The sequence below is a fragment of the Streptomyces venetus genome (assembly GCF_039540295.1).
In the GTDB taxonomy this organism is placed as follows: domain Bacteria; phylum Actinomycetota; class Actinomycetes; order Streptomycetales; family Streptomycetaceae; genus Streptomyces; species Streptomyces venetus.
Map to the genome: position 1 here is coordinate 424,077 of NZ_BAABET010000006.1, position 16,224 is coordinate 440,300.

General features: G+C 70.3%; 15 protein-coding genes. 13 read left to right on the top strand and 2 right to left on the bottom strand.

Features of this window, described 5'->3' with window-relative positions; all coding sequences use genetic code 11:
• Positions 1-106 precede the first annotated feature (106 nt).
• The 9 genes from ABEA82_RS21995 (at position 107) to pssA (ending at position 10,975) form a co-directional block, all read left to right on the top strand.
• Entirely contained in the window at positions 107-1,912 is a 1,806-nt protein-coding gene (locus tag ABEA82_RS21995) for a 3-hydroxyacyl-CoA dehydrogenase family protein (RefSeq protein WP_345663284.1), read from the top strand.
• Between the two features lie 115 nt (positions 1,913-2,027).
• Positions 2,028-2,837, top strand: a complete 810-nt coding sequence (locus ABEA82_RS22000; protein ID WP_345663285.1) for a TetR family transcriptional regulator — start codon at positions 2,028-2,030, stop codon at positions 2,835-2,837.
• A gap of 381 nt (positions 2,838-3,218) precedes the next feature.
• Complete coding sequence (gene ccrA / locus ABEA82_RS22005; protein WP_345663286.1) at positions 3,219-4,562, top strand: crotonyl-CoA carboxylase/reductase; 1,344 nt, start codon at positions 3,219-3,221, stop codon at positions 4,560-4,562.
• Positions 4,559-6,628 carry a protein meaA gene (locus ABEA82_RS22010; protein ID WP_486389420.1) on the top strand — a complete coding sequence of 690 codons (2,070 nt, stop codon included), beginning with the start codon at positions 4,559-4,561 and terminating at the stop codon, positions 6,626-6,628. Before ccrA ends, ABEA82_RS22010 begins: the two co-directional genes overlap by 4 nt.
• The gene (locus ABEA82_RS22015; RefSeq protein ID WP_020119114.1) at positions 6,625-7,584 is read left to right on the top strand and encodes an HpcH/HpaI aldolase/citrate lyase family protein; all 960 of its coding nucleotides are present in this window, start codon (positions 6,625-6,627) and stop codon (positions 7,582-7,584) included. The genes ABEA82_RS22010 and ABEA82_RS22015 overlap by 4 nt, the downstream gene beginning before the upstream one ends.
• 5 nt (positions 7,585-7,589) lie before the next feature.
• On the top strand, positions 7,590-8,102 hold the full coding sequence (locus tag ABEA82_RS22020; RefSeq protein ID WP_031136470.1) for a MaoC family dehydratase: 513 nt from the start codon (positions 7,590-7,592) through the stop codon (positions 8,100-8,102).
• Between the two features lie 2 nt (positions 8,103-8,104).
• Entirely contained in the window at positions 8,105-9,310 is a 1,206-nt protein-coding gene (locus tag ABEA82_RS22025; protein ID WP_345663288.1) for an acyl-CoA dehydrogenase family protein, read from the top strand.
• A 170-nt stretch (positions 9,311-9,480) separates the two neighbouring features.
• Positions 9,481-10,137 (top strand): phosphatidylserine decarboxylase, encoded by a 657-nt coding sequence (locus tag ABEA82_RS22030; RefSeq protein ID WP_003994082.1) that lies wholly within the window; start codon positions 9,481-9,483, stop codon positions 10,135-10,137.
• Positions 10,124-10,975 carry a CDP-diacylglycerol--serine O-phosphatidyltransferase gene (gene pssA, locus ABEA82_RS22035; protein ID WP_345663289.1) on the top strand — a complete coding sequence of 284 codons (852 nt, stop codon included), beginning with the start codon at positions 10,124-10,126 and terminating at the stop codon, positions 10,973-10,975. Before ABEA82_RS22030 ends, pssA begins: the two co-directional genes overlap by 14 nt.
• 148 nt (positions 10,976-11,123) lie before the next feature.
• On the opposite strand, the gene ABEA82_RS22040 is transcribed toward pssA, so the two are convergent.
• Positions 11,124-12,242 (bottom strand): glycerate kinase, encoded by a 1,119-nt coding sequence (locus tag ABEA82_RS22040; protein WP_345663483.1) that lies wholly within the window; start codon positions 12,240-12,242, stop codon positions 11,124-11,126.
• A gap of 359 nt (positions 12,243-12,601) precedes the next feature.
• Here ABEA82_RS22040 and ABEA82_RS22045 point away from each other — a divergent pair, with 359 nt between their 5' ends.
• The 4 genes from ABEA82_RS22045 (at position 12,602) to ABEA82_RS22060 (ending at position 15,741) form a co-directional block, all read left to right on the top strand.
• Complete coding sequence (locus ABEA82_RS22045; protein WP_345663291.1) at positions 12,602-13,672, top strand: ADP-ribosylglycohydrolase family protein; 1,071 nt, start codon at positions 12,602-12,604, stop codon at positions 13,670-13,672.
• A 277-nt stretch (positions 13,673-13,949) separates the two neighbouring features.
• Positions 13,950-14,405 carry a hypothetical protein gene (locus tag ABEA82_RS22050; RefSeq protein ID WP_345663292.1) on the top strand — a complete coding sequence of 152 codons (456 nt, stop codon included), beginning with the start codon at positions 13,950-13,952 and terminating at the stop codon, positions 14,403-14,405.
• A 28-nt stretch (positions 14,406-14,433) separates the two neighbouring features.
• Positions 14,434-14,928 (top strand): NUDIX domain-containing protein, encoded by a 495-nt coding sequence (locus ABEA82_RS22055; RefSeq protein WP_345663293.1) that lies wholly within the window; start codon positions 14,434-14,436, stop codon positions 14,926-14,928.
• Between the two features lie 81 nt (positions 14,929-15,009).
• Positions 15,010-15,741, top strand: coding sequence for an SIR2 family NAD-dependent protein deacylase (locus ABEA82_RS22060; protein ID WP_345663294.1), 732 nt, complete (start codon positions 15,010-15,012; stop codon positions 15,739-15,741).
• Here ABEA82_RS22060 and ABEA82_RS22065 read toward each other — a convergent pair.
• Positions 15,738-16,220, bottom strand: a complete 483-nt coding sequence (locus tag ABEA82_RS22065; RefSeq protein ID WP_345663295.1) for a methylated-DNA--[protein]-cysteine S-methyltransferase — start codon at positions 16,218-16,220, stop codon at positions 15,738-15,740. The two genes, ABEA82_RS22060 and ABEA82_RS22065, sit on opposite strands and share 4 nt — an antisense overlap.
• Between the last annotated feature and the right edge of the window lie 4 nt (positions 16,221-16,224).

The following is a 16,224-nucleotide window of genomic DNA, read 5'->3' on the forward strand; positions in this document are numbered from 1 at the left end:
CGCACTTCTCACGCACCCGGTGCGCCCGTGGCCCGGCTCCCGCCGGACCGTCCTCGGCGTACCCGGGCGTGTTCCCCGTCGTCACCCTCATTCCTGGAGTCCCTCGATGGCCACTCCCCTTTCCGACCCGTCCCCGTCCTCGCTGCGGACCGTCGCCGTCGTCGGCCTCGGCACCATGGGCACCGGCATCGCCGAGGTCCTCGCCAAGGCCGGCCGCGAGGTCGTCGGCATCGACATCAGCGAGGCCCAGGCCGCGAAGTGCGTCGCGGCCCTGGAGTCCTCCACCGCCCGTGGCGTCGAGCGCGGGCGGCTGACCGAGCAGGACCGCGCGGAGATCCTCGCCCGGGTCCGCACCTCCACCGACCTGCGGACCGCGGCCGACGCCGACCTGGTCATCGAGGTGGCCCCCGAGTCGTACGAGGTCAAGCACCAGATCTTCCGGGAGCTGGACGGGATCGTGCGCCCGGAGACGATCCTGGCGACGGGCACCAACGCCCTGTCCGTCACACGGCTGGCCGCCGACTCGGCGCGTCCCGAGCGAGTGCTGGGCCTGCACTTCTTCGCCCCGGCCCCGGCGATGCGGCTGGTCGAGGTCGTCTCCTCGGTGCTCACCGCGCCGGCCGCCGTCACGGCGGTCACGAACCTCGCGCTGGACCTCGGCAAGGAGCCCGTCGCGGTCGGCGACCGGCCCGGCTTCGTCGCCGACGGGCTGCTGTTCGGCTACCTCAACCAGGCCGCCGCGATGTACGAGGCGAAGTACGCCTCCCGTGAGGACATCGACGCCGCGATGCGGCTCGGCTGCGGGCTGCCCATGGGCCCGCTGGCGCTGCTGGACCTGATCGGCGTCGACACCGCGCGCACGGTCCTGGAGGCGATGTACGCCGCGTCCCGCGACCGGCTGCACGCCCCGGCGCCGATCCTCAAGCAGCTGAGCGAGGCGGGCCTGACCGGCCGCAAGGCGGGGCGTGGTTTCTACACGTACGAGGCGCCGGGCAGCGGCACGGTCGTGCGGGACGCCCTGACCCCGCTGGAGGGCGGCAGCCAGGCCGCCGGCCGGGCGGTCCAGTCGGTCGGTGTCGCCGGCTCGGGCACCATGGCCTCCGGTATCGCCGAGGTCTTCGCCAAGGCCGGGTACGAGGTGGTCCTCGCCGCCCGCAGCGCGGAGAAGGCCCAGGCCGCGAAGGCCCGGATCGGCAAGTCCCTGTCCCGCTCGGTCGACCGGGGCCGGCTGACCGCCGAAGCCGCCGCCGGGATCCTGGACCTGATCACGCCGACGGGCACCTACGACGACTTCGCCGGCGTCGACCTGGCCGTGGAGGCGGTCGCCGAGGACCTGGAGGTCAAGCGGCAGCTGTTCGCCACGCTGGACAAGGTCTGCAAGCCGGGCGCGGTCCTGGCCACCACCACCTCGTCCCTGCCGGTGATCGCCTGCGCCCGTGCCACCTCGCGCCCGCAGGACGTGATCGGCATGCACTTCTTCAACCCGGCGCCGGCCATGAAGCTGGTCGAGGTCGTGCGTACCGTGCTGACGGCCGACGACGTCCACTCGACGGTCCGCGAGGTCTGCGGACGGATCAAGAAGCACGCGGTCGACTGCGGTGACCGTGCGGGCTTCATCGTGAACGCCCTGCTGTTCCCGTACCTGAACAACGCGATCAAGATGGTGCAGGAGCACTACGCCTCGCTCGACGACATCGACGCGGCGATGAAGCTGGGCGGCGGCTACCCGATGGGCCCGTTCGAACTGCTGGACGTGGTCGGGCTGGACGTCTCGCTCGCCATCGAGAAGGTCCTGCACCGCGAGTTCCGCGACCCGGGGCTCGCCCCGGCGCCGCTGCTGGAGCACCTGGTGGCCGCGGGCTGCCTCGGCCGCAAGACCGGCCGTGGCTTCCGCGAATATGCCAAGCGCTGAACGTCCCGGCGACTGGTTCCGGTCCGGCTCCGAGTGGGGCGGCCTGCTCGGGCCGGACCGGTTCCACGAACCAGGCCATGCGCAGCGAGCTGCGCACATGCAGTACGTTCAGGGCATGTCCCAGCCCGCCAAGTCCTCACGTACATCCGCTACGACCGACGCGCCGGAGAGTGCCGCAGGCTCGCGCGCCGCCGCCCAGCGGCTCAAGATGCGCCGGGAACTGGCGGCCGCCGCGATGGAGCTGTTCGCGACCAAGGGGTACGAGGCGACCACCGTCGACGAGATCGCGGCCCAGGCCGGGGTCGCCCGCCGCACCTTCTTCCGCCACTTCCGCTCCAAGGAAGAGGCGATCTTCCCCGACCACGACGACACCCTGATCCGGGCCGAGGCGGTGCTCAACGCCGCGCCCGCGCACGAGCATCCGCTCGACACGGTGTGCCGTGGCATCAAGGAGGTCATGCGGATGTACGCGGCCCGGCCGGAGATCTCGGTCGCCCGCTACAAGCTGACGCGCGAGGTGCCCACGCTGCGCGAGGCGGAGATCGCGTCGGTGGCCCGCTACGAGCGCCTCTTCACCCGCTACCTCCTGGGCCACTTCGACGAGCGGGCGCACGCCGACGACGCCAACGACGACCCGCTGCTGGCGGAGGTCGCCGCGTCCGCCGTGGTCACCGCCCACAACCACGTCCTGCGGCGCTGGCTGCGGGCCGGCGGGCAGGGGGACGTGGAGGCGCAGCTGGACCATGCCTTCGCGATCGTGCGGAAGACGTTCGGCACGGGGATCGGGGCCGGGCGGTCCACGAGCCCGCAGCCGGCCGCGGCGACGGCCTCGGCGCACGGCGAGGTGCTGGTGACCGTCGCCCGGACGGACGCCCCGCTGGACGAGGTCATGAGGACGATCGAGCAGGCACTCAAGGAGCGCTGAGCGCACTCGGCACTGTGATGACGGCCACCCTTCGGGGTGGCCGTTTTGGCATGTCAGAGGCCGTTTTGCTGGCTCTCGCCGAGCACGTTCGATCGATCATCGCTCATTTGTTACGTAAAGATTTCATCCGGGCGCAAGTTCTGGCACTCAGTGCCTTGCGGGGTGACACGCGGTGTCATACGTTGAAGAGGTCCGGGTGACCGTCCCAGCAAGCTCACCCGCCTGCACGCCCGGGCGCCTGCGTCACAGGCAACCTCCCGCGCCACCCAGCGCTGCCGAACAGCACCACCGCCGAACCGACGGCACACCCTCGACCCTCAGCAGCACCGACGTAACCATCGGCGCCCCTCCCTCAGGGCGCTCACCGCCGGAGGCAACACCGTGACCGTGAAGGACATCCTGGCCGCGATCCAGTCGCCCGACTCCACGTCGGAGGACTTCGCCGCCCTCCCGCTCCCCGAGTCGTACCGCGCGATCACCGTGCACAAGGACGAGACGGAGATGTTCGCCGGGCTCGCCACGCGCGACAAGGACCCCCGCAAGTCGATCCACCTGGACGAGGTGCCGCTGCCCGAGCTCGGCCCGGGCGAAGCGCTGGTGGCCGTCATGGCCTCCTCGGTCAACTACAACTCGGTGTGGACGTCGATCTTCGAGCCGCTCTCCACCTTCGGCTTCCTGGAGCGCTACGGCCGCACCAACGAGCTGGCCAAGCGGCACGACCTGCCGTACCACATCATCGGCTCCGACCTCGCGGGCGTCGTCCTGCGCACCGGCCCGGGCGTCAACGCCTGGCGACCCGGTGACGAGGTCGTCGCGCACTGCCTCTCCGTCGAGCTGGAGTCCAGCGACGGCCACAACGACACGATGCTCGACCCCGAGCAGCGCATCTGGGGCTTCGAGACCAACTTCGGCGGCCTCGCCGAGATCGCCCTGGTCAAGTCCAACCAGCTGATGCCGAAGCCGGACCACCTGAGCTGGGAGGAGGCCGCCGCCCCGGGCCTGGTCAACTCCACCGCCTACCGGCAGCTCGTCTCCCGCAACGGCGCCGGCATGAAGCAGGGCGACAACGTCCTGATCTGGGGCGCGAGCGGCGGACTCGGCTCGTACGCCACCCAGTTCGCGCTGGCCGGCGGCGCCAACCCGATCTGTGTCGTCTCCAGCGACCAGAAGGCGGACATCTGCCGCTCGATGGGCGCCGAGGCGATCATCGACCGCAACGCCGAGGGCTACAAGTTCTGGAAGGACGAGAACACCCAGGACCCCAAGGAGTGGAAGCGCTTCGGCAAGCGCATCCGTGAGCTCACCGGCGGCGAGGACATCGACATCGTCTTCGAGCACCCCGGCCGCGAGACCTTCGGCGCGAGCGTCTTCGTCACCCGCAAGGGCGGCACCATCACCACCTGTGCCTCGACCTCGGGCTACATGCACGAGTACGACAACCGCTACCTGTGGATGTCGCTGAAGCGCATCATCGGCTCGCACTTCGCGAACTACCGCGAGGCCTGGGAGGCCAACCGGCTCATCGCGAAGGGCAAGATCCACCCGACCCTGTCGAAGGTGTACTCCCTCCAGGACACCGGCCAGGCCGCCTACGACGTGCACCGCAACCTCCACCAGGGCAAGGTCGGCGTGCTGTGCATGTCCCCGGAGGAGGGCCTCGGCGTCCGCGACCAGGAGAAGCGCGCCCAGCACATCGACGCCATCAACCGCTTCCGCAACATCTGAGACACCCGGGGGCACAGATGACTGAGCGTCAGCCCGCCGAAAACAGGCGGGAGAAGGACCGGCCGTGGCTCATGCGCACGTACGCCGGTCACTCCACGGCCGAGGCGTCGAACGAGCTGTACCGGCGCAACCTCGCCAAGGGGCAGACGGGTCTGTCGGTCGCGTTCGACCTGCCGACGCAGACCGGCTACGACTCCGACCACATCCTCGCCCGCGGCGAGGTCGGCCGGGTCGGCGTGCCGATCGCGCACCTCGGTGACATGCGCCGGCTGTTCCAGGACATCCCCCTGGAGCAGATGAACACCTCGATGACCATCAACGCCACGGCCATGTGGCTGCTGGCGCTCTACCAGGTCGTCGCCGAGGAGCAGGGTGCGGACATCACCAAGCTCCAGGGCACGACCCAGAACGACATCGTCAAGGAGTACCTGTCCCGCGGGACGCACGTGTTCCCGCCGGGCCCGTCGCTCCGGCTGACGACGGACATGATCGCGTACACGGTCTCCCACATGCCGAAGTGGAACCCGATCAACATCTGCAGCTACCACCTGCAGGAGGCGGGCGCCACTCCGGTCCAGGAGATCGCGTACGCGATGTCCACCGCGATCGCCGTCCTCGACGCCGTGCGCGACTCCGGCCAGGTGCCGCAGGAGCGCATGGGCGATGTCGTCGGCCGGATCTCGTTCTTCGTGAACGCGGGCGTCCGCTTCATCGAGGAGATGTGCAAGATGCGCGCCTTCGGCCGCATCTGGGACAAGGTCACGCGTGAGCGGTACGGCATCGAGAACCCCAAGCACCGCCGCTTCCGCTACGGCGTCCAGGTCAACTCCCTGGGTCTGACGGAGGCGCAGCCGGAGAACAACGTCCAGCGGATCGTGCTGGAGATGCTGGCCGTGACCCTCTCCAAGGACGCACGCGCGCGTGCCGTGCAGCTGCCCGCCTGGAACGAGGCGCTGGGCCTGCCCCGCCCCTGGGACCAGCAGTGGTCGCTGCGCATCCAGCAGGTGCTGGCCTACGAGAGCGATCTGCTGGAGTACGAGGACATCTTCGAGGGCTCGAAGGTGATCGAGGCGAAGGTGGCGGAGCTGGTCGAGTCCGCGCTCGCGGAGATCGACCGCATCCAGGAGATGGGCGGCGCGATGGCGGCCGTCGAGTCCGGCTACCTCAAGTCCCAGCTGGTCGCCTCGCACGCCGAGCGCCGGGGCCGGATCGAGTCCGGCCAGGAGAAGATCATCGGTGTCAACGCCTTCGAGGGCACCGAGCCGAACCCGCTGACCGCCGACCTGGACACCGCGATCCAGACGGTCGACCCGGAGGTCGAGGCCCGGGTCATCGCCTCGCTCCAGCAGTGGCGCGACAGCCGCTACCAGCCGCCCTTCAACCACCCGCGTCCCTGCAAGGCGCTGGAGCGGCTGAAGGAGGCCGCACGCGGCACCGGGAACCTCATGGAGGCCACCCTGGAGTGCGCCCGGGCCGGGGCGACGACCGGCGAGTGGGCCGGGGCCCTGCGCGAGGTGTTCGGCGAGTTCCGCGCCCCGACGGGCGTGTCGTCGGCGCCGGTGGCCGTCCCCGTCGAGGAGGGCAGCACGCTGGCCCTGGTCCGCCACAAGGTGGACGTCACGGCGAAGGAGCTGGGCGTCGGCAAGCTGCGCTTCCTGGTCGGCAAGCCGGGCCTGGACGGGCACTCCAACGGTGCCGAGCAGATCGCGGTGCGCGCGCGGGACGCCGGCTTCGAGGTGGTCTACCAGGGCATCCGGCTGACGCCCGAGCAGATCGTGGACGCGGCCCTCGCCGAGGACGTGCACGCGGTCGGCCTGTCCATCCTGTCCGGCTCGCACGCCCAGCTGGTGCCGGACGTCCTCGAACGGCTGCGTGTGGCCGGTGCCACAGATATACCCGTGATCGCCGGTGGCATCATCCCGAATGGTGACGCGGAGCAGCTCAGGCAAGCCGGAGTGGCCGCCGTCTTCACCCCGAAGGACTTCGACATCACCGGAATCATCGGCCGCATCGTCGACGAGATCCGGAAAGCGAACCAGCTCGACCCCCTGGAGGTCCCCGCATGACCGTCAACCGTCTGCGTCCCCGCCGCTCGTGTCTCGCGGTACCGGGAAGCAACCCGCGCTTCCTGGAGAAGGCGCAGGGCCTCCCGGCGGACCAGGTCTTCCTCGACCTGGAGGACGCGTGCGCCCCGCTCGCCAAGCCCGAGGCGCGGCACACCATCGTGAAGTTCCTCAACGAGGGCGACTGGACGGGCAAGACGCGGGTCGTGCGCGTCAACGACTGGACGACCGAGTGGACGTACCGCGACGTCGTCACGGTCGTCGAGGGGGCCGGGCAGAACCTCGACTGCATCATGCTGCCGAAGGTGCAGACGGCCGAGCAGATCGTCGCCCTGGACCTGCTGCTGACGCAGATCGAGAAGACCATGGGCTTCGAGGTCGGCAAGATCGGCATCGAGGCGCAGATCGAGAACGCGCAGGGCCTGAACAACGTCAACGAGATCGCGACGGCCTCCCAGCGCGTCGAGACGATTATCTTCGGCCCGGCCGACTTCATGGCCTCCATCAACATGAAGTCGCTGGTCGTGGGCGAGCAGCCGCCCGGCTACCCGGCGGACGCCTACCACTACATCCTGATGAAGATCCTGATGGCCGCCCGCGCCAACAACCTCCAGGCGATCGACGGCCCCTACCTGCAGATCCGCAACATCGACGGCTACCGCGAGGTCGCCCAGCGCGCCGCCGCGCTCGGTTTCGACGGCAAGTGGGTGCTGCACCCGGGCCAGGTCGAGGCGTCCAACGAGATCTTCTCGCCCTCGCAGGAGGACTACGACCACGCCGAGCTGATCCTGGACGCGTACGACTACTACACGTCCGAGGCGGGCGGCAAGAAGGGCTCCGCGATGCTCGGCGACGAGATGATCGACGAGGCCAGCCGCAAGATGGCGCTGGTCATCTCCGGCAAGGGCCGCGCGGCCGGCATGCAGCGCACCAGCAAGTTCGAGATCCCGGAGGGCTGAGCGCCATGCAGTTCGGACGCACCTACGAGGAGTTCGAGGTCGGGGCGACGTACAAGCACTGGCCGGGCAAGACGGTCACGGAGTACGACGACCACCTGTTCTGTCTCCTCACCATGAACCACCACCCGCTCCACATGGACACGAACTATGCGGAGAAGACGACGGACTTCGGCAAGAACGTCGTCGTCGGGAACTACATCTACTCGCTGCTGCTCGGCATGTCCGTGCCGGACATCTCCGGAAAGGCCATCGCCAACCTGGAGATCGAGTCGCTGAAGCACGTGGCGCCGACCTTCCACGGCGACACCGTCTACGGCCAGACGACCGTGCTCGACAAGTGGCCGTCGAAGTCGAAGAACGACCGCGGCATCGTCTACGTCGAGACCAAGGGCTACAAGCAGGACGGCACGCTGGTCTGCGTGTTCCGCCGCAAGGTGATGGTGCCGACCGAGACCTACATCAAGGAGCGCGGCGGCGAGCAGCCCGGCCGCCCCGAGCTCAAGGAGCAGGAGAAGTAGCCATGGCGCGACTCGCCCAGACCGCCGGTCTGACGGACATCCAGCAGGAGATCCTGTCCACCGTCCGGGACTTCGTGGACAAGGAGATCATCCCGGTCGCGACCGAGCTGGAGCACCGCGACGAGTACCCGCAGCAGATCGTCGACGGGCTGAAGGAGTTGGGCCTGTTCGGCCTGATGATCCCGGAGGAGTACGGCGGTCTGGGCGAGTCGCTCCTGACGTACGCCCTGTGCGTCGAGGAGATCGCGCGCGGCTGGATGTCGGTGTCCGGCATCATCAACACGCACTTCATCGTGGCGTACATGCTCAAGCAGCACGGCACGCAGGAGCAGAAGGACCACTTCCTGCCGAGGATGGCTGCCGGCGACATCCGGGGCGCCTTCTCGATGTCGGAGCCGGGCCTCGGCTCGGACGTGTCGGCGATCACCTCCAAGGCCGTGCGGGACGGTGAGGAGTACGTCCTCAACGGCCAGAAGATGTGGCTGACGAACGGCGGAACGTCGTCTCTGGTGGCCGTTCTGGTCCGAAGTGACGAAGGTCACCCCGAGGGCACCGCGCCCCACAAGTCGATGACCACCTTCCTGGTCGAGAAGGAGCCCGGTTTTGGTGAGGTCCGCCCGGGTCTCACCATCCCCGGCAAGATCGACAAGATGGGTTACAAGGGGGTCGACACCACCGAACTCATCATGGATGGCCTGCGGATTCCTGCGGATCGTGTGCTCGGAGGCGTCACCGGCCGTGGTTTCTACCAGATGATGGACGGCGTGGAGGTCGGCCGCGTCAACGTCGCGGCGCGTGGCTGCGGCGTCGCTCAGCGTGCGTTCGAACTGGGTGTCCAGTACGCGCAGCAGCGTCACACCTTCGGCAAGCCGATCGCCCAGCACCAGGCGATCCAGTTCAAGCTGGCGGAGATGGCTACCAAGGTCGAGGCCGCCCATGCGATGATGGTGAACGCAGCTCGCAAAAAGGACTCCGGTGAGCGAAACGACCTCGAGGCTGGGATGGCGAAGTACCTCGCCTCCGAGTACTGCAAAGAGGTCGTCGAGGACGCCTTCCGGATCCACGGCGGCTACGGCTTCTCCAAGGAGTACGAGATCGAGCGCCTCTACCGTGAGGCTCCGATGCTGCTGATCGGTGAAGGTACCGCCGAAATCCAGAAAATGATCATCGGTCGGCGACTGCTCGAAGAGTATCGATTCCAGGGCTAGATGTCCGGATACGGGGTGTTTTCTTGGAGAAGAAGATCACACCCCGTCAGCACTCTTCGGTCGCCGACTCGGCTTCCTGGCTTACCCAGTTAGGGCCCCGAGCCGCTACGATCGCCGGAAAGCCGCCGTCCCCCGTCAGAGTGCGGCCTCATCCGCTACGAAGGTCATCCATGCCCCACAGCCAAACCTCTGCACCACGCGACAGCCGGGCCGGCGTACGCCTCGCGCGCGGAGCATCGCCGTGGCTCCTTCCGACCGTCGCCACCGCAGCTCTCAGCCTGGCCCGTGCCCGCCGCTCCGGCGCCGCCAAGGCCGTCGCTGTTCCCGCCACCGCGCTCGCGGCGGGGATGCTGTGGTTCTTCCGCGACCCCGAGCGCGAGATCACCCAGGGCCGGGTCATCTCGCCCGCCGACGGTGTGGTGCAGAGCATCATGCCGTGGAAGGACGGCCGCACCCGCGTCGCGATCTTCATGAGCCCGCTCAATGTCCACGTCAACCGCGCGCCGCTGGCCGGCACGGTGACGTCGGTCGAGCACATCCCGGGTGGCTTCGTTCCCGCCTTCAACAAGGAGAGCGAGAACAACGAGCGTGTCGTGTGGCACTTCGACACCGAGCTCGGCGACATCGAGATGATCCAGATCGCCGGCGCGGTCGCCCGCCGCATCGTTCCCTACGTGCCGCAGGGCACCAAGGTCGAGCAGGGCGAGCGGATCGGCCTGATCCGCTTCGGCTCGCGGGTCGACCTCTACCTGCCCGAGGGCGTGGAGGTCGCGGTCGAGGTCGGTCAGAAGACCGTGGCTGGGGTGACTCGCATTGACCGTGATTGATCCGGATACCAAGGCCGGCTGGGTGCCGGAGGCCGACGAGGTCGACGAAGAAGAGGAGATGCCCCTCTCTCTGCGCCTGTCGATAGCGGACACCCTGACGCTCGGCAACGCCACGTGCGGCTTCATGGCGGTGTACTTCACCACCACCGGCATCCTCATCCCGCACCTCTCGGGTGACGCCTCGGGCATGGCCCGCAACAGCGCGGCCACGGCCGTGATCCTGATGCTGTGCGCGGCTGTCTTCGACCTGTTCGACGGCCTCGTCGCCCGCAAGCTGCGGTCGTCGCCGATGGGTGCGGAGCTGGACAACCTCTCCGACCTGATCAGCTTCGGTCTGGCGCCCGCGTACTTCGTGCTCGTGTACGGCATGGTCGCGCGGGACGCGCACGAGCGGGTCGCGGCGGTGGGTGCGATCGTGGTGCTGTTGGCGGTGGTGCTGCGGCTTGCCCGCTTCTCGTGCGTCACCGTGAAGGACGGCACGTTCCAGGGCATGCCCTCGCCGTTCGGTGCGCTCACGGTCGTCTCGATCGTGCTGCTCGAGCTGCCGTTCGAGGCGACGCTGCTGGCGGTCGTCGGTACGGCGTGGCTGATGGTGAGCCGGGTCGAGTACCCGAAGCCGCGGGGCGTCCTCGCGGTGGCGGTGCTCTGCTGGATCGTCTCGGCCATGGGCATGCTGGCGGCCTGGGCGTTCGACGCGCCGGGCGGTCAGGCGCTGCTCCAGACGGGCTGCGCGTTGCAGATCGTGATGGCGGCGACGATCCCGCTGTTCGCCACGGCGCGCCGGGTGAACACGTTCCGTGACAATCGGCGAGAGGCGCGGGCGGCGCAGCTCCCGTGACCCCGTAGCGTATGCATGGCCAGGGCCCCGGACCGGGTATCGGTTCGGGGCCCTTCGCTTGCCTTGCTCTGTGCGGATCCGTGGGTGGTCGCTGCTCCTGGGGGCTCTGCCCCCGACGGAGCTCGGCTCAGGTCGGACGAAGCCCGGCTCAGGTCAGGAAGTCCCTCGCGATGCGCTCCGCCACCCTCTCCAGGATCGGGCCCGCCTCGGCGATGCACTTCGCGACGTCCGGCTCCGCCTCCGTCAGGGGGTACGCGCGGCGGAAGCCGGCGCGGCCCAGTGTCTCCGGGGGCAGGGCCAGGCGCCCGCAGACCGCGACGACGTCCTTGCCGGCCGCACGGGCCGCCGCGGCGACGCCCGCCGGGGCCTTGCCGTGCAGGGTCTGCTCGTCGAGGGAGCCCTCACCGGTGATCACCAGACCGGCACGGTCCAGGGCGGGTGCGAAGCCCAGGACCTCGAGCATCACCTCGATGCCGGGGCGGAACCGGGCGCCCAGCAGCAGGGCGCCGTAGCCGATGCCGCCGGCGGCACCCGCGCCCGGCGAGGCGGCGTACTCGGCGGCCTTCGGGCCCACCGCCCCCTCCAGGACCTTCGCGAAGTGCGCGAGGGCGGCGTCCAGCGCTTCCACGTCGTCCGGTGAGGCGCCCTTCTGCGGGCCGTAGACCGCGGGCGCGCCCTTGGGTCCGGTCAGCGGGTTGTCCACGTCGCTCGCGAGGACGAATTCGATCTCGGCGAGCCGGGGGTCGAGGTGCGACAGGTCGGCGCCGGCCAGCGCGGCGAGGCCGCCGCCGCCCGGCGGTACCGGCTCGCCGTCCGCGTCCAGGAACCGGGCGCCGAGCGCGGACAGCATGCCCGCGCCGCCGTCCGTGGTCGCACTGCCGCCGACCCCGAAGACGATCGTGCGGGCGCCCGCGTCCAGCGCGGCCCGCAGCAGCTCACCGGAGCCGTACGTGGACGCCGTGAGCGGGGCGAAGACACCGGCGGGCAGCCGCTGGAGTCCGCTCGCCTCGGCCATCTCCACGACGGCGGTGTCCTCGCGCAGCGCGAACGCCGCCGTCACCTCGTCGCCCAGGGGGCCCGCGACCCGTACCTCACGGCGCTCGAACCCGGCCGCGACCGCCGCGGCCACCGTTCCGTCGCCGCCGTCGGCCACGGGCAGCGCCTCGACCTCGAGGTCCGGTACGACCCGGCGCAGCCCGGCCGTCACCCGCTCGGCGACCTCCACGGCCGTCAGCGACCCCTTGAACTTGTCCGCGGCGACGAGCACCCGCCGTGCCCTCCGGGTGCCGCTCACTGCAGCGTCCGCCACTTGCACTCCCCTTGCTCTCCGGGCCCTCACGCACGTCAGGGCCAGTCGCGCCGCAGCGACCTTAACCGGAGGACGCGTCCGCCGTCAGCCCGTGCCCATCCCATGGACCTGGGCAGCCACGCCTCAGGGGCGCGGGGAACTACGCACCACACCACAACGACCCCACAGCCGCCCACACACCCCCGACCCACCCCCTCAGGCACCCACGCCTCAGGGGCGCGGGGAACTGCGCGACAGACCACGACGAACCCGCAGCCGCCGGCACACCCGCGGCCCCACCCCCTCGGGCACCCTCCCAAAACGGGTAGACCAGAACCATGACCCTCGTCGACACCGAAACGGCGCTCGCCGACCGCATCCTCGGCGGCTGGACAGGCCGCATCGCGGGCAACATGCTCGGCAAACCGGTCGAGCAGGGCGAGGTCTGGACCCGCGACCGCATCGACCGCTACCTCCGGCAGGCCGCCGCCCTCCCCCTGACCGACTACCTGCCCGAGCCGACCGGCGCCGACGCACCCGTACTGCGCCCCGAATGGCGCCAGTGCGTGCGCGGCCGGATCCACGGCAGCTGCCGGGACGACGACGTCGACTACGCGATCCTCGGCCTCGACCTGCTGGAGACCCACGGCTTCGGCTTCAGCACCGAGCAGGTCGGCGACCTGTGGCTGCTGCGGCTGCCGTACCTCCAGACGTTCACCGCCGAGCGGGCCGCGTACCGCAACCTGGCGGGCGGGCTCAAACCGCCGCTGACCGCCACGTACGACAACCCGTACCAGGAGTGGATCGGCGCCCTCATCCGCGCCGACATCTACGGCTGGACCTGCCCCGGCGCGCCGCGCCGGGCCGCTTCGCTGGCCCGGCGGGACGCGGTGCTGTCGCACACCGGCAACGGGGTCTACGGGGCGATGTGGGCGGCGGCCCTGATCGCGGCGGCGTTCACGGCGCCGACGGTGCGGCACGCCCTCGACCAGGCCCTGACCGTGATCCCGGCGAGCAGCCGCCTGGCCCGTACGGTGCGCCGGGTGGTGTCCCTGCACGACACCCGGATGACCTGGGAGGACACGCTCACCACGGTCGCCGAGGAGACCGCCGGGATGGGCTGGATCCACACCGTCCCGAACGCCGCCGTCCTCACCGCCGGCCTGCTCTACGGCGACGGCGACTTCACCCGCACCATCACGCTGACCGTCCGCGGCGGCCTGGACACCGACTCCAACGGCGCGACGGCGGGGTCGGTGGCGGGGGTCCTCGGCGGGGCCGCGGCCATCCCCGACCAGTGGAAGGTGCCGCTGGAGGACACGGTCCGCAGTGCGGTGTTCGGTTTCGACGGGGTGCGGATCAGCGAGCTCGCGGAGCGGACGCTGCGGCTGGCGGAGCGGGCGGCCTGAGCGGATCGAACCGGCCATTTCCGGCCGCGTGCGGCGGCCGACCCGGTCTTCCGCTTCGAGGCCCGGGCCTCATGACGGTTCAGTATCAGCCAGTGCACCCGAACTCAGCCACGCGTTCCGCTTGGAAGCGCTTCCATCCGGCTGCTTCCGGCCACTTGGCCGCGAGCCGCCGATACCGATCAAACCCGATCGTAAAGTGATCTGGCCATCGGATCGTCCGATCGTTTCCAGTCACTCGGCCCGCGTCCTCACGCCTGACAGAAAGCATCTGCTTGTCATGTCTCGTCTCAGAACCGCTGTCCGTGCCGCCGCCTCCGTGTCCGTCCTGACCGCCGCCGTCCTCACCGCCCCGCAGGCCGTCGCCGCCGAGCGGCCCGCGCCCGCGGCCGCCGCGGCCACCGTGTGCGGCACCGGCTACACCCTGAGCAAGGCGATCCCGCTGCCCGTCGGCACCGACCCCAGCGAGCGTCTGGGCACCCTCTTCGCCTACGAGAACGGCGGCAAGGGCTGCGTCATCCTCGACAACAACGTCGGCAGGTCGCAGTACATGCTGGTGCAGGTCTGCAAGGTCGGCGGTACCTCCTGCGCCAAGGACGCGGGCAACTTCAGCGAGTACGCCGGCCCGGTGTACGTCTCCAGCTTCGCCTGCGCCCCGGTGACCGCCAAGATGGGCTCCTCCTCCAGCAGCCTCTACATCAACTACAAGTCGGACTACGTCTTCCCCTGCGGCTGATCCGGCGCCCGGTGGTTACCCTGCACCGATGACCACCTCTCCTGACTTCGCCGCCTACATCGCGTCCCTGCCCCGCGTCCTGGCCGGTGCCGCCGCGCTCTTCCGGGACGGCGAGGGCCGGGTGCTGCTCGTCGAGCCCAACTACCGGGAGGGCTGGACGCTGCCCGGCGGCACGATCGAGTCCGACGACGGCGAGACCCCGCGGCAGGGCGCGCGGCGCGAGACGGCCGAGGAGATCGGCCTGGACCGTGAGCTGGGCCGGCTGCTGGCGGTGGACTGGGTGCACGGTCCGGGGCGTCCGCCGCTGGTGGCGTACCTGTACGACGGCGGGGTGCTCGGCGAGGACGAGTTCAAGGCGATCCGCCTCCAGGAGGCGGAGCTGCTGTCCTGGCGGCTGGTGCCGCGCGAGGAGCTGACCGAGTACCTGCCGGGCGCCCTCGGCCGCCGTGTCCTGGCCGGCCTGGACGTCCTGGCGGACGGCTCCGGTACGGCGGAGCTGGAGAACGGGAACCGGGTGCCCTGACCGGCTCCGGCCGCTCGCCCCTCGACCTCCCGTTCGATATCCGCTCGCCGCCCCCGCGCCGCCCGGCCTACCCTCGGTGCCATGGGCAAGCCACTCGTCGCGCTCCTCACCGGTGCCGGCATCAGCACGGACTCCGGGATCCCGGACTACCGCGGACCGAACGGGCTGTGGCGGCGCGATCCCGAGGCCGAGAAGCTCGTGACGTACGAGTACTACATGGGCTACCCGGAGATCCGCCGCCGCTCCTGGCGGATGCGGCGCAAGAACCGGACGCTCCAGGCGGAGCCCAACACCGCTCACCTGGCCGTCGCCGACCTGGAGCGGTCGGGGGTGCCCGTGCGGGTCATCACCCAGAACGTGGACGGGCTGCACCAGCTCGCCGGGATGCCGGACCGCAAGGTCCTCGAACTGCACGGGACCGCGCGGAGCTTCGTGTGCACGGGCTGCCACGCCCGCGGCCCGATGACGGACGCGCTCGCCCGGGTCGAGGCCGGTGAGGACGACCCGCCGTGTCTGGAGTGCGGCGGGATCCTGAAGTCGGCGACGGTGATGTTCGGCGAGCGGCTCGACCCCGTCGTGCTCGGCGAGGCGGTCGCCATCAGCAAGGCCTGCCAGGTGTTCGTCGCCGTCGGGACGAGCCTGAAGGTCCAGCCCGCCGCCGGCCTCGCCGGTGTCGCCGCCGACCACGGCGCCCGGCTGGTCATCGTCAACGCCGAGCCGACGCCGTACGACGACCGTGCCGACGAGCTCGTCCGTGAACCCATCGGAACGGCCCTGCCCGAGCTGTTGCGCCGCCTCGGCGACGTCGCCTAGAACAGCGCGGCCCCGCTCTCGAACGCCAGCAGCCGGCGCTTGCGGTCCAGGCCGCCGCCGTAGCCGGTGAGGCTGCCGTTCGCGCCGACGACGCGGTGGCACGGCACGATGATGCCGACGGGGTTGCGGCCGTTGGCGAGGCCGACCGCGCGCGAGGCCGTGGGGGCGCCCAGGGCGTCGGCGAGTTCGCCGTAGGTGCGGGTCTCGCCGTACGGGATGCGGCGCAGCCGGTCCCAGACGGTGCGCTGGAACGGGGTGCCCGTCAGGCGCAGTTCGACGGTGAACTCCCGGAGCTCGCCCGCGAAGTAGGCCTTCAGCTGCTCCTCGGCCTGAGCGAACAGGGTGTCGTCGCGGGTGCCGAAGGTCTCCTCGGGCGGGCGGTGGCGCTGGTCCGTCATGTAGAGGCCGCACAGGACGCCGTCGTCGGCGACGAGGGTGAGCGGGCCGTACGGGCTGTCGGTCACGGTGTGCTGCTTCATGGAA